Here is a 14,105-nt window from a genome sequence, read left to right on the forward strand (position 1 = left end):
TCCGGTTCCGGAAACAACTCCTACACCGGAACCTTCGGTGGAGGAAGTAGCTGAGAAGGATCTGGAAAATAGGGAAGATGGGAAACAGACAGATATTTCAGAATCAGCAGATAAAGAAATACAGGAATCCGGAGAGAAGACAGAGACCTCTGGGGAAATTCTTCAATTGCGAAAAGTATTATTGATCACAGGGGCGGCAATGCTTCTGCTTTTGATCATTCTTTTGGCTGCCCTGATAAGAAAAAAGAAGAGCAGCACCGCAGAAACAAAAAGACAGATAAACAGAAAAGAGGAAAAGAAAATGGGAAAAATTAAAGTGACAGAATGTGGCGGAATTAAAGGCTTGAAGGTAGTAGAGCCTACAGTTTTCGGAGATGCCAGAGGCTATTTCATGGAAACCTACAATTACAATGATTTCAAGGAAGCCGGCATTGATGTTGAATTTGTACAGGATAATCAGTCCAGCTCACATAAAGGGGTACTTCGTGGACTGCATTTCCAGATTAATTATCCTCAGGATAAGCTTGTCCGTGTTGTGAGCGGAGAAGTTTTTGATGTGGCGGTAGACCTTCGTGAAGATTCTGAAACCTATGGAAAATGGTTTGGTGTTGTACTGTCTGCAGAAAACAAAAAACAGTTTTTTATTCCCAAGGGATTTGCACATGGATTCCTGGTGCTTTCCGAACATGCGGAGTTTGTTTATAAATGTTCTGATTTTTATCATCCAAATGATGAGGGCGGACTGATCTGGAATGACCCGGATATTGGAGTGCAGTGGCCGATCCCGGAAGGAATGGAGTTAAGCTTTTCTGATAAGGATACCAAATGGGGAAGTTTTCAGGAATACAATAATCGATAAGGAAAAATAGAATGAATAAAATTTTAGCTTTGCCGATGGAGCTGTATCACAATAGAAAACTGATCTTCAGTCTGGCAAAAAATGATTTTAAAACAAAATATGCAGGCTCTTATCTGGGTATTGTATGGGCATTTATCCAGCCCGTTGTTACGATCCTTGTGTACTGGTTTGTTTTTTCAGTAGGCTTAAAGGCCGGAACTGTGTCGAATTATCCCTTTGTACTTTATCTGGTTTCCGGTATTGTACCCTGGTTTTTCTTTCAGGATGCGCTGAATGGTGGAACCAATGCCTTGCTGGAATATAATTATCTGGTCAAGAAGGTTGTATTTAAGATCAGTATTCTTCCTATTGTGAAGATTATTTCTGCATTGTTTGTCCATGCATTTTTTGTGATCTTTGCATTGATTCTGTGCACCTGCTATGGTTACAGGCCAAGCTTATATACTTTGCAGATCATTTATTATTCCATCTGCACATTCCTTCTTGTACTGGGGATGGTGTATGCTACAAGTGCAATTGTGATTTTTTTCCGTGATCTGACTCAGATCATTAATATTTTTCTTCAGGTAGGAGTGTGGATGACCCCTATTATGTGGGATGTGAATATTCTGAACTCTCATCCCTGGGTGATCAGACTGTTTAAGCTGAATCCAATGTATTATGTTGTAACTGGTTATCGTGATTCTATGTTAGGTCATGTGGGGATCTGGAACCATCTTTCCTGGACTGTTTATTTCTGGGTGGTTACCATAATGCTTTTTGGACTGGGGTCTGTCATATTCAAACGCCTGAAGCCCCATTTTGCAGATGTTCTCTGATATACAGGGATACTGTGCAGGTACGAGTTTGGAGTGAAATAAAGAGAGGTTTAAAATGGCAGAGGATATTGCAATTTCAGTAAATGATGTGAGTAAGATGTATAAGCTTTATGATAATCCCATGGATCGGCTCAAGGAATCCCTGGGATTGTCAAAAAAGAAAAAATATAAAGAACATTTTGCCCTGGATCATGTTTCTTTTCAGGTAAATAAAGGGGAAACAGTTGGGATCATCGGAACCAATGGTTCCGGTAAGTCCACGATCCTTAAGATTATTACAGGGGTGCTTTCTCCTACTGGTGGAAATGTGACGGTAAATGGCAGGATATCGGCTCTTCTGGAGCTGGGAGCCGGCTTTAATATGGAGTATTCCGGGATTGAGAATGTGTATCTGAATGGAAGTATGATTGGCTTTTCCAGGGAGGAAATTGATGCCAAGCTGCAGTCTATTCTGGATTTTGCCGATATCGGTGATTTTGTATATCAGCCGGTGAAAACATATTCCAGCGGTATGTTTGTACGACTGGCTTTTGCTGTTGCCATTAATATTGATCCGGAGATTCTGATCGTGGATGAAGCTCTTTCTGTGGGTGATGTTTTCTTCCAGGCAAAATGTTACCGTAAATTTGAAGAGTTCAAGAAAATGGGAAAAACAATTCTTTTCGTTAGCCATGATCTGAGCAGTATTGGAAAATACTGTGACCGTGTTGTGCTTTTAAATAAAGGCAGAAAGCTGGCGGAGGGTGACGCCAAGGAGATGGTAAATCTGTATAGGCGGGTACTGGTGAATCAGTACGATGAGCTGGAAGATACCCGGGAAAATCAGAAGGCAGGGGAAAGGGCAGACGCTGCAGTGGAAGCGGAAAGTATTTCTGATTCCGGAAGTACGGCAGAAACTTGTATGAAGGACAGCCTGAACCTGAATCCTCAGCTTCTGGAATATGGAAGTAAGCTTGGTGAAATCCAGGATTTCGCAATCCGTGATGATTCCGGGATGATCACCAATGTGATTGAGAAGGGAAAGACTTTTTCTGTTGAAATGAAGGTGAGCTTCCAGGCAGATGTCAATGATCCGATTTTTGCTTTTACTCTAAAAGATCTGAAAGGTACGGAGATCACGGGAACAAATACCATGTATGAGCACACACCTGTGAAGCCACAAAAAGCAGGAGATGTGAGACACATTACATTTACCCAGGTAATGCCTCTGGAAGCAGGCGAATATATGCTGTGTCTGGGATGTACCGGTTATAAAGATGGTGATTTTACGGTATTTCACAGATTATATGATGTGTGTAACCTGACTGTGATCACAGATAAGAAAGCAGTGGGATATTTTGATATGTTTTCCAAGGTAAGTGTGGAATAAGTGGAGGATTACTATGGCAAAGCTGAATTTAGATTACTATACAGCGAAAGATCATTATTCAGATGGTGATATTGAGAATACGCTTCTGGAAATGGCCAGGGAAGGAAAATCTTTTCAGGATCTTCCGGAGGAGGAAGTAAGTTTTCCCATGGTCTATCATTTTTCAGACCTGAGAGAGAATATCCTGAACTGGTATCCGTTGAAAAAAACAGACTCGGTTTTGGAGATTGGTGCCGGTTGTGGGGCAATTACAGGAATGCTCTGTCAGAAGGCCGGAAAGGTAACCTCTGTGGAGCTGTCCAGACGAAGAGCAGAGATTAATTTTGCCAGAAACAGCGAAAAAGAGAATCTGACGATTATGGTGGGAAATCTCAATGATATGACTTTTCCTGAAAACTTTGATTATGTTGTGGTAAACGGAGTGCTGGAGTATGCCATGAGCTTTACGGAAGGGGAGACTCCTTACGAGACTTTTCTGAAGGAAATGGGCGGGTATCTGAAACCGGAAGGGAAGCTCCTGATTGCCATTGAGAACAGGCTGGGACTAAAATATTTTGCAGGCGCGCCGGAAGATCATACAGATATTCATTTTTTTGGAATTGATGGTTATCCGGAAAATCATTCTGTGCGTACTTTTTCTAAAGAAGAATTGGGAGAACTGCTGAAAAACAGTGGTTTTCCTTTTCTGCATTTTTATTATCCATATCCGGATTATAAATTTCCTACAGAAATTTTTACAGACGAGAGTCTTTATACCAATTCCTATGGAAGAAATTATCCGGTTTATACGGACAAAACAGCGGCTCTCTTTTCGGAAAGTGAGGGTGTAAAAGCCTTTGAAAAAGAAAAAATCCTGGATCGTTTTGTGAATTCTTTTCTGGTTGAGGCCGGAAAATCAGAAGTTAAGGAAGAGGAAGAGATTCTTTATGTGAAGCTGAACCAGGGACGGAAAAAGAGATTTCGTCTGCTGACAAGGATTATCCGCCGGAATGGTGAGACCTGGGCAGAAAAAGAGGCTATGGTCCCGGAGGCAGAAGGGTTTGTGGAAAAACTGGAGGAGCTTGGAACAAAAAGCATGGGCTCTGACAGATATCAGAATCTTCCCTGTAAAGCAGAACAGGGAAAAATTGTTTATCCACTTCTTAACGGGAAAACTCTTCATCAGGAGATCAGAGAGCTTGCGGATAAAGGGGATGTGGATGAGATCAAAGAGCTTCTGAAGGGGCTCTATCAGGAGCTTTTTGCAGCCCGGAAAGTTACGGATTACCGGACAGAGGAATTCCGTCAGGTGTTTGGAAGCTATGAAGGAAGAGAGGATTATGAGTGTATTTGCCCGGCAAATGTGGATCTGATCTGCAGCAATATTTTCATGGGGGAGAAGGAAAATCAGATCATTGATTATGAGTGGATGTTTTCTTTCCCGGTTCCTGTGAACTTTATTATGTGGCGTCTGATCCATGAGCTGTATACACATATTTCAAAGCTTCCGCAGCTGATCCATGAGGATGATATGATGACAGAGTTCGGGATTGGATATACAGATTATGAGATTTTCATGAACTGGACACTGCATTTTGTCTATGAATATGTGGGTTGTGATTCCCTGATGCCCTTTGAACAGAAGCGCATGCCGGTTTCCCTTACTGAGATCGTAAACAGTGAGAGGGAAAAGCATCAGATGCACAGTAAGGTCTACTATGACCTTGGGGGAGGCTTCTGCGAAGAGCATACACTTCATGTAGAGGGCAGACTTACAGGCAACCGTTTCCGTGTGGAATTTGATCTTTCTCAAATAAAAGGGATACAGAATATCCGGTGGAACCCGGCAAATGGCCATTTCCTGAAAGTAAAGGTGGAACGCTTGGACTGCGGCTGCAGTGCAAGGCTTGTGCCACAGGGCGTTCATATGGTTATGGACAACAATACCACCGCATTTTTTACAACAGATGGATTTTATCTGATACAGGTAATGCATCCGGAAAATGTGGATAAGATTGTGATCCAGGGAAAACTGGAATATCTGGAGCTTATGGATGTGGAAAATCTTCTGGCCAGACAGAAAGCAGAAGAGGAGCGCAAGGCTCTGGAGAAGGCCAAAAAGGAAGAACGGAAGGCGGCTGAAGAGGCAGAGAAGGAGGCCCTTCGTCATCCTGGAAAAAAAGCCCAGATAAAACGTCTGTTGAAGAAAGTTCTTCATTATAACAATGCACCGGCAGCTGCGCAGAATGTGGAAGCAACACCAACCTGCATGGGAAGTGTGGATTTCTTCCATTACGAAGACTGTGTACTGAACACAGTGGGCTGGGCTTTTGACCCTACATTTCAGGAGATGGGACAGCCAAGGATCGCATTTTATGCAGGGACAGAGAAACTGCAGGAGAGTCCGTTGACTACGATCTACCGGATGGATGTGGCACAGGCAATTGGCAATCCGGATGCGGAGAGTGCCGGTTTTTCCTTCCAGGCAACGGTTCTGGCTCCGGGAGAGGTTACGGTATTTCTGGAGTATGGAAATCCTGGAGACACCGGGAGATTTCTTCTTGGCAAAGTGCCGGCATCATCTGGACAGGAGGAGTTTCTGGTTTCAGCTATTGAGGATCCCAAGAGTATGGGGAATCTCAGACACTTCAAACAGCGTCATGTGCGCAGTGTGAGAAAGGATTATCCCCAGGCTGTGTATCAGCAGATGGTAGATGTGATCGTACCGGTATATAATGGGCTGGAATATTTTGATGCCCTTTTCTCCGGGATTGAGAAGACCAGGGTGCCATATAGGCTGATCATTGTAAATGACAAGAGCCCGGATCCGGAAACCGGAAAATATCTTGAAAAATATGCGGCTGAGCATGACAATGTAGTGCTCCTGAATAATGAAACCAATATGGGATTTTTACCATCTGTGAATCGTGCGCTTAAGATGGCAGAAAATCATATTGCGCTTGTAAATACAGATGTGGAGGTTCCGGAAGAATGGCTGGAACGTCTGATGCTTCCTATTTTTGCCAGAGACAATATTGCTACTACCACACCTTTTACTACCTGTGGAACGATCTGCAGCTTTCCGGATTTTTGCAGAGATAATAAGCTGTTCGAGAAAATGCCTTTGTGGGAGATCGATGATGAATTCCGTATGATCCGTCCACAGTATCCGGTTATGCCTACTGGTGTGGGCTTCTGCATGGGTATGAATATCAAAGCAGTCAGAGAGGTTGGACTTCTGGATGAAGAGAATTTCGGAAAAGGGTACGGAGAAGAGAATGACTGGTGTCAGCGGGCAATCGCAGCAGGCTATGAAAATGTACAGGTAGATAATCTCTTTGTGTATCATAAACATGGGGGAAGCTTCCCTTCAGAGGAAAAGCAGCGCCTTCTGAAGGATCACAGTGAGGCATTGCTTCGCAAGCATCCGGATTATAACAGGGATACTGCTGATTATTGCAGAAGAGATCCACTTCGTCCGGTAAGGCTGTATGTGGAGATGAAGCTTCTCAACAGGAAACTGGAGGTTCCGACAATCCTGGCATTTGACCATGATCTTGGTGGTGGTGCCACAGCATATCTTGTGGAAAAAAGAAGGCTGGCCCTGCAGCAGGGATACCGGTTTATTACGATTCGCTATAATATTGTGAGCAATCGTTTTTATTTCACATATCAGTATAAACAGTATGAGATGGAGTTTTTTGCCAATGATCTGGAGACAGTGCTTGATGAAGTGATGCGTGTGGATGAGATCTGGATCAATGAGCTTGTGACATACCAGAATCTTTATGGAACTTTGGAGAGAATCCTCCGTCTCAAGAAGGAGCAGGGGGCAAGAATTTTGATGCTTCTTCATGATTTCTTTGCACTTTGTCCTGCAGTGAATTTGATTGATGCACAGGGTAAATACTGTAGTGTTGGATCCTGTCAGGTATGTGATAAATGCATTCCGGACAATGGCAGCAATGCGTGTACGGAATATGGAAGTGGGACTCTCTGGCGCAGGAAATTCCGGGAATTTCTGCTGAATTGTGATGAAATCCGTGCCTTTTCCGATGATACGGCGAAGCTGTTCAAGAAAGTTTATCCGGATGTATATAATTTACATGTAATTCCTCATACCCCACATTATCTTCCGGCAGTGAAAAAAGTCAGAAAAACCACAGAAACTTTTAACATTGGCCTGATCGGTGTTCTCTGTTATAAAAAAGGTCTGGAGGTTGTGAAAGCACTTGCAGGATATATTGAGGAAAAAAATCTGAATGTCCGTCTGAGACTGATCGGTACATCGGATGAAGAAATTGACAGTCCGGTATTTTCACAGACAGGAAGATATACCAGAGAGGAGATCCCAAGGCTTTCTCTGGAACAGGATATTGATATGTTCCTGATTCCGTCAGTGTGGCCGGAGACCTTTTCCTATACAACTTCTGAGGTCATTTCCATGGGATATCCACTGGCAGTTCTTCCGGTGGGAGCACCGGTGGAACGTGTAAAACGGTATTCCAGAGGACTTGTGCTGAAAAATGAGCAGCCGGAGAATATTGTGGAAGAGATGCTTTCTCTGTGGAAAAAGCTGGATGGCCATAAGCTTCCTGTGGAAAAACGCAAAATCCTTTTTGTAGGTGAGGAAATTTCTTTTGCATCCAGATACCGGGTGGAACATTTCCGTGAGCAATTGATCCTCAGAGGATATGCTTCCCGATTTATACAGATGGATCAGGCAGAGAAGGAAAGCTTAGAAAAGTATGAGGCAATTGTCCTTTATCGATGCAGCAAACTGATAGAAGTAGAAATGCTGGCAGACCGGGCGAAAGCTGCGGGGATCCGTGTATATTATGACATTGATGACCTTGTTTTTGATTATGAAAAGATTGCAGGCCTTCATTTCCTGAAGGGAAAGGAATATAGCGATTTTCGTACAACTGCGGAGCGGATTCATGGATGTATGGAATTTTGTGATGGTTATATAACATCCACAGAAACACTGGCAGGGGTGCTCCGGGAGGAGTTTTCCGGAAAACCGGTAGTGATCAACCGGAACTGCATGAGTATGGAAATGGAAATCCTTTCCCACGAGGCATTTGAGCAGACAGATAAAAATGAGGAGAAAATTTATATCGGATATCTAAGCGGTTCCCGAACTCATGATCAGGATTTTGCCCAGGTAGAAGCTGCGCTTCTGGAGGTGATGGAACGTCATCCGGAGGTTTATCTGAAATTAGTCGGTATTCTGGATGAATCCGGAATGGAGAGAGTACAGAACCGTATCGAAAAACTTCCATTTATGGATTGGAGACAGCTTCCGGCAGTGATCGCTGGTCTGGATATTAATCTGATGCCTCTGGAAGATAGTCTGTTCCACTGTTGTAAATCAGAAAATAAGTGGACAGAGGCTGCACTTGTAAAAGTACCAAGTATTATGAGCCGTAACCGGGAAATGGAATATGTGATCGAGAATGGAAAAAACGGCTGGATGTGCAGAACGAAAGAAGAATGGGTCAGTGCCCTGGAGTCTCTGATCACAGATAAGAAAGCCAGAAAAGCTATGGGTGAGGCTGCGCATCAGAAGGTGATGGAGCAGTATCTGACCAGGAATACCGGAAAGGATGCAATGGAGGAATTGTTATGCAGCGAGAGCTATACGAAGTAGAGAAAGACAGGTTTGATCTGAAGGACAGCTCTGTTTACCATCTTCAGGGAACCTGGCCCAAAGACTATAAGGCGGAAGCCGTTCTCGATGGTGAGCCGCTTCCGGTAGTTATCAGTGCCCAGGAGCGTGTCAGTGCTCTGGAGCGCTTTAAGGATCTGGACCTGGTAAATGGTGAGCGGGTGCAGATGGAAGTTCGTCTGCCGGCAGAACTGGAAGGAAAAAAGAAACTTGGTATCTATGCAGTAAAGGGTGGAAAGCGCATTCAGTGGTTTTCTGCCTCTGCTGCACAGCTTCAGAAAAAACAGGGAAAACCCCAGTATTTTATTGAGAGCATCGAAGTAGAATCCGGAGAAAAGATTTGCCGTGTCCGCGGGTGGGCTGCTTTTGACAGGACGCTGACGATCCGGCTGGAGGACAGAAGCAGGAAGAAGATTCCCTGTGAGATCACCAGATTGAAGCGTGTGGATGTACAGAATCAGTACCAGGAAACAGAAATCGATGAAAAGAGTGGATTTTTCTTTGAGTTTCATTATGACAGTGTAAAGGAATTTTATATTGTATTTGAGGCCGGTAATGTGCGGACGCTTCGTCTGGTGCATTTGCAGCCACAGAAACGTCTTGCTGAAAAAGCAGCGGTGTATTTCCGAAAGGGAAGCCGTTATATGAAGCTTCACGGAGCTGCAGCCCTCACCGGAAAGGTCTTTGGAAAAGTAATGAACCGTAAGAACCGTCCGGTGGATTATTCCAAATGGATCGTGAAGCATTTACCGGATAAGGCTGAGCTTGCAGAACAACGGAAAACAAAATTTTCCTGGAATCCGAAGATCAGTCTGGTGATTCCACTTTACAAAACTCCGGAAAAATATCTTCAGCAGTTAATCGATTCTATTCAGGCACAGACCTATGAAAACTGGGAGCTTTGTCTTTCTGACGGAAGCGGGGCAGATTCTCCTCTTTCAGAGTTTCTGACTACTATGGAAAAAAGTGATGCCAGGATCCGTGTGATTCGTAATGCAAAGGCTCTTCAAATCGCAGAGAATACCAATGGGGCGATCAGGGCAGCAACAGGAGATTTTATTGCCTTTGCAGATCATGATGATGAGCTGACACCGGATGCTCTGTTTCAGTGTGTAAAGGCACTGAACCAGGAGAAAGAGATCAAAGTACTGTATTCCGATGAGGACAAGATGTCTATGGATGGCCATAAATTTTTCCAGCCTCATTTTAAGCCGGATTTCAATATTGATCTTCTGTGTACGGTAAACTATATCTGCCATCTTTTTGTGGTAAAAAAAGAGCTGATCGATCAGGTTGGTATGTTGAGAAAGGAATTTGATGGTGCACAGGACTATGATTTTGTGCTCCGTTGTGTGGAAGCAGCAGGAAGAGAGTATATCCGTCATATTCCAAGGATTCTTTATCACTGGAGATGTCATGAGGATTCTACAGCCGAAAATCCGGAAAGTAAGATGTATGCATTTGATGCAGGACAGCGTGCCATCCAGGCTCATTATGACAGAATGGGAATTCCGGTTGAGATCCAGAAGGGAGAATATCTGGGACTGTATCGTACGAAATTTCTCTGGGAAGAGAAACCGCTGATCTCCATTATCATTCCAAATAAAGATCATATCGATGATCTGAAGAGATGTATTAATTCTATAGAAACAAAAGCAACCTACCGGAATTTTGAGTATGTGATCGTGGAGAACAACAGTGAGGAAGAGACTACTTTTGACTATTACAGGGAACTGGAGGCTTCCAATCCGAAGGCACATGTAGTGTACTGGGATGGTATTTTTAATTATTCTGCTATCAATAATTTTGGGGCATCACATGCGAAAGGGGAATATCTGCTTCTCCTGAACAATGATACGGAGATCATTAGTCCGGACTGCCTAGAACAGCTTCTGGGATATTGTATGAGACCGGATGTAGGAGCAGTTGGAGCCCGTCTGTATTATGAAGATGATACGGTACAGCATGCAGGGGTTGTGATTGGATTTGGCGGGATTGCCGGACATTGCTTTGTACAGCAGAAGAGAGATGCTACCGGATACTGCCACAGAATTATCTGCGCACAGGATTACAGTGCAGTAACTGCAGCCTGTATGATGGTAAAGAGACAGGCATTTGAAAAGGTGGGAGGACTCAGTGAAGAGTTTCAGGTTGCCTTTAATGATATTGATTTCTGTCTGCGTTTAGGGGAAGCCGGATATCTGGTTGTTTATAACCCGTATGCAGAGCTTTATCATTATGAATCCAAATCCAGAGGTCTGGAGGATACACCGGAAAAGGTTGCCAGATTTAATCGTGAGATTGCCAGCTTTGAGAAGCACTGGGGAAAGGTTCTGGATAAGGGAGATCCTTATTATAATCCTAACCTTACACTGGACAGCCAGGATTTTTCACTGAAAAGAATCTGAGAATGAGAAAGAAGATATGTTAAAGAAAAAAGAATCAGAAATAAATGAAAAAAAGATAACTATGATCTGGGTTTTACTTGCCTTTATACTGCTCACGGTATGGGCAATGTCTCAGCCCTTTCACGCAGGACCGGATGAAGAGATGAGATACCTTGTGGCAGATTATATTTATTCCAATCATGGAGCACTTCCCAGAGGAGATGATCCGGCAATCCGAAATGCAACCTGGGGGATTTCTTATGCCTATTATCCTATCCTGTCCTATATGATTTCAGCTGCTTTCATGGGTGTTGCATCCATTTTTGGAGCTTCGGGAATTGCCTTGCTCCGTGCAGCGCGTATGGCAGATGTTCTGTTTGTGACTTGTGCTGTATATTTTCTGGTAAAAGCATCCGGAAAATTATTTCCCAGGGAAAAATTTTCCAGAGAAGTAAGAGGGATGTTTACGGCACTGGCAGGCTTTATGCCCCAGGCAATCTTTCTTGGGACCTATGTAAATACAGATTCACTGGCTTTAATGTCCGCTGCATTGATTTTGTATGCATGGGCTTCCTATCTGAGAGAGGACTGGACATGGAAAAACTGTATGATTCTTGCAGTTGGAATGGCATTATGTGCATTGTCTTATTACAATGCATACGGTTGGATATTATGCAGCTTTTTCCTTTTTTGCTTAACGGTTTTGCTGTGCAGGGAAGAACCACTTACGCAGAGAGTTCGCTTTCTCTTTGGCAGAGGTGCGGCAATTGCAGGTGTGACAGTTGCATTTTGCGGCTGGTGGTTTGTGCGAAATGCGATTTTATATGACGGGGATTTTCTGGGAAGAAAGGCCTGTGCGGCCTGTGCTGAGAAATATGCCCATAAGGATTACAGACCATCCTGTTACCCTACACCTGAGAAATTAAACTGGAACTGGCTGGACATTATTTTTTATCAGGATCCCGGCTGGTATCACAACTGGGCTCTCACCGTATGTGTAAGCTTTATTGGTACATTCGGACTTATGGGGATTTATATGCCTTATATGGTCAGCAAAATGTATATAGCACTGTTTGTGGTTGGTGTTGCAGGCATTTTTCTGGTGAGAGGCACATTCTGTCTGAAAGAGAGCAGATTTATTGTTCAGAAAAAAAATGTGGCAAACGATATCTGGAAGATTAAGACAAAAGTAATATCCAAAAAGTGGAGTGCAGAAGGCATATTCCATATTCTGATGGTACTTTTGATCATCATTCCTGTGATTTTGTTTATGGATTACGTTTATTATAATGATAATCAGGCGCAGGGAAGGTATCTTATGCCTGCATTATATCCGCTGATGTATTTTGTTACCCTGGGCTGGAATCGTATTCTGACAAAGGTTGTGAAAAATGAAAAAGTAAGAAGCTGGATATACAGAGTAGTTACAGTTTTACTTGTAATTTCTCCATATGCATGCTGGGCTTTTCTTATAGTACCATATTATGCCGGATAATGGACGGAACAGTTGATTTACAGATTCAGAAGAGAATATTTGTTTGTATGAAATGAAAAACGGAAATGACTGCCTGATGCAGTGATTTCCGTTTTTTAACCGAATTAAGTAAGTTCTTTGCCTTAAGTGTGAATGTACGTCTGATGGAAATCAGGATTTGATCACATGAATCATAAGGAAAAGGAAGAAGAGCAGGAATGCGGCTCCGATAGCTCCGATAATATAATAAGGAGCATAGGTTCTGGAAGAAGAAAATTCCTGGGCTGCTTTCATGTTTTTTGTGCCGGTTTCTGCGGCAGTATCCTTTTCCTGCTGGACATCCTCCAGAATGGCAGTTCCCACAGGGGTACCTCCGAAATAATACTGGCGCTGGATCTGTCCGTCTGAGGCAGTATCCTCTGTAGTGAGAGAATCTGCTGCTGCTCCGTTTGGAACGATTACAGTACCTCCGGAGAGACGGTTGAAATCATCATCCGGGAGAGTGAGGGGAGCAAAATTGTCGAAACCGTAATTTAAAAGTGCAATGGCCTCATCATCGGTAGCGCCGGAAGCTCCGTTTAATACCACACATACAAGTTTCATATTATTTTTGGCAGCTTCACATACGAGAGTACTTCCGGAAGCTTGAGTATATCCTTCTTTTCCTCCGATGCAGGCTTCATAATAGCCGTCACTGGTATTGTTGATCATTGTAAAATTGTTGGTCAGGACTCTGTCACCGCCGGAAACGTTTGTGGCCGGGATGGTGTAGGAGGTGGTGGCGGCAATAGTGCGGAAAGTATCATTAGCCATGGCAGCCTCCATGATCAATGCCATATCATGGGCGGTTATATGCTGATTCTCATCGGGAAGGCCGGTAGGATTGGTAAATACGGTATTGGTACAGCCAAGCTCCTGAGCCCGGGCATTCATTGCTGCTACAAAGGCATCTACAGATCCGCTTATATGTTCAGCCACCTGAAGGGCAATATCGTTGGCAGATGCTACCATAATGGCATAGAGACATTGCTCCATGGTAAAAACCTCATCCAACTGCGCAGAGATATTTGCACCGCCGTCTGTAACTCCGGATACACCGGTGGCTGTCATGGTAACCTGGTCATCCAGACTGCTGTTTTCCAGGACAAGCAGGCAGGTCATAATCTTGACTGCACTGGCCGGATAAAGTGCCTGGTCTGCATTTTTTGAATAAAGAACAGTATTAGTGGAGGTTTCCATTACAACAGCAGCTGTAGAAGAAATATCAGTGGCCTGAGGCCATCCTGCAATACCGTTGGTAGTGACAATGGAAGGATCAGCTGTCTGCACCTGGGCTGATGTATCTGCAGCGGTTTCCTCAGTGGCAGATACAGGAATCTGGGAGACTGCAGTGGAAACGCAAAGTCCCAGCGCCAGAAGTGCAGCAGTAAAGCGTATATGTTTTTTCATGATAAGAATACTCCTGTTTATATATTTGTTTTTATTACTGTTCATTCCGTTTTCAATAACTAATTGTGAATAATAGTATAGCATACTTTACAGGTTTCT

The 14,105-nt window shown here is 43.6% G+C and carries 7 protein-coding genes; 6 read left to right on the forward strand and 1 reads right to left on the reverse strand.

Going from position 1 to position 14,105, the window contains the following annotated elements:
* Positions 1-301: 301 nt before the first annotated feature.
* The 6 genes from rfbC to H8Z82_RS02740 are packed head-to-tail and all read left to right on the forward strand — an operon-like array spanning position 302 to position 12,578.
* Positions 302-859, forward strand: coding sequence for a dTDP-4-dehydrorhamnose 3,5-epimerase (rfbC, locus tag H8Z82_RS17875; RefSeq protein ID WP_019160740.1), 558 nt, complete (start codon positions 302-304; stop codon positions 857-859).
* Positions 860-870: 11 nt separating this feature from the next.
* Positions 871-1,677, forward strand: coding sequence for an ABC transporter permease (locus H8Z82_RS02720; RefSeq protein ID WP_173742783.1), 807 nt, complete (start codon positions 871-873; stop codon positions 1,675-1,677).
* Between the two features lie 55 nt (positions 1,678-1,732).
* Entirely contained in the window at positions 1,733-3,046 is a 1,314-nt protein-coding gene (locus tag H8Z82_RS02725) for an ABC transporter ATP-binding protein (RefSeq protein WP_186994147.1), read from the forward strand.
* 13 nt (positions 3,047-3,059) lie between these two features.
* Positions 3,060-8,678, forward strand: coding sequence for a glycosyltransferase (locus H8Z82_RS02730; RefSeq protein WP_186994148.1), 5,619 nt, complete (start codon positions 3,060-3,062; stop codon positions 8,676-8,678).
* The gene (locus H8Z82_RS02735) at positions 8,654-11,104 is read left to right on the forward strand and encodes a glycosyltransferase family 2 protein (RefSeq protein ID WP_186994149.1); all 2,451 of its coding nucleotides are present in this window, start codon (positions 8,654-8,656) and stop codon (positions 11,102-11,104) included. The genes H8Z82_RS02730 and H8Z82_RS02735 overlap by 25 nt, the downstream gene beginning before the upstream one ends.
* A gap of 16 nt (positions 11,105-11,120) precedes the next feature.
* Complete coding sequence (locus H8Z82_RS02740) at positions 11,121-12,578, forward strand: ArnT family glycosyltransferase (protein ID WP_186994150.1); 1,458 nt, start codon at positions 11,121-11,123, stop codon at positions 12,576-12,578.
* Between the two features lie 150 nt (positions 12,579-12,728).
* Here the strand turns inward: H8Z82_RS02740 and H8Z82_RS02745 are convergent, their stop codons facing one another.
* The gene (locus tag H8Z82_RS02745) at positions 12,729-14,006 is read right to left on the reverse strand and encodes a D-alanyl-D-alanine carboxypeptidase family protein (protein ID WP_019160746.1); all 1,278 of its coding nucleotides are present in this window, start codon (positions 14,004-14,006) and stop codon (positions 12,729-12,731) included.
* Positions 14,007-14,105: the final 99 nt, after the last annotated feature.

This window comes from Blautia difficilis (assembly GCF_014297245.1).
Classification (GTDB): Bacteria; Bacillota; Clostridia; order Lachnospirales; family Lachnospiraceae; genus Blautia_A; species Blautia_A difficilis.